Below are 455 nucleotides of genomic sequence, written 5' to 3'. Positions count from 1 at the left end.
CTTTGGTGGTGGGCTGGCGCTCAATGCCGGTGGCTTGGTCCTGGGTAATGCCGGCGCGCTCGGAACCGGCGCGCTGAATGTCGGCGGTGCGACAACGCTCGATGCCAGCGCGGCGCTGAGCGTGGGCAATGGCATCAACCTCGGCGCAAGTGGCCTGCTGAATGTACTGGGCAGCAATGCATTGACGCTGGGCGGCGCCATCGGTGGGACCGGCAGCCTGGTCAAGAACGGCGCGGCGACGCTGACCTTGAACGGTACCAACACCTTCAGTGGTGGACTGAGCGCGAACGCTGGCGCCCTGCTGCTGGGCAACAGCGGCGCACTCGGCAGCGGGACGCTGGGCATCGGTGGCCACGTCTCGCTCGACGGGAGTGCGCGGCTGAACCTGGGCAACAACGTGGCACTGGGTGCAGGCGCCGCGTTGTCGCTGCCGGGTTCGCAGGCGATCACGATGG

The 455-nt window shown here is 67.9% G+C and carries 1 protein-coding gene; it reads left to right on the top strand.

Features of this window, described 5'->3' with window-relative positions; translation table 11 throughout:
- On the top strand, positions 1-455 hold a 455-nt coding region (locus tag EN846_RS33620; protein ID WP_135928103.1), incomplete at both ends, for an autotransporter-associated beta strand repeat-containing protein.

This window comes from Mesorhizobium sp. M4B.F.Ca.ET.203.01.1.1 (assembly GCF_004791025.1).
GTDB lineage: Bacteria > Pseudomonadota > Alphaproteobacteria > Rhizobiales > Rhizobiaceae > Mesorhizobium > Mesorhizobium abyssinicae.
The sequence above is the reverse complement of the archived record's forward strand: the minus strand, read 5'-3'. Positions and strand labels throughout refer to the sequence as shown.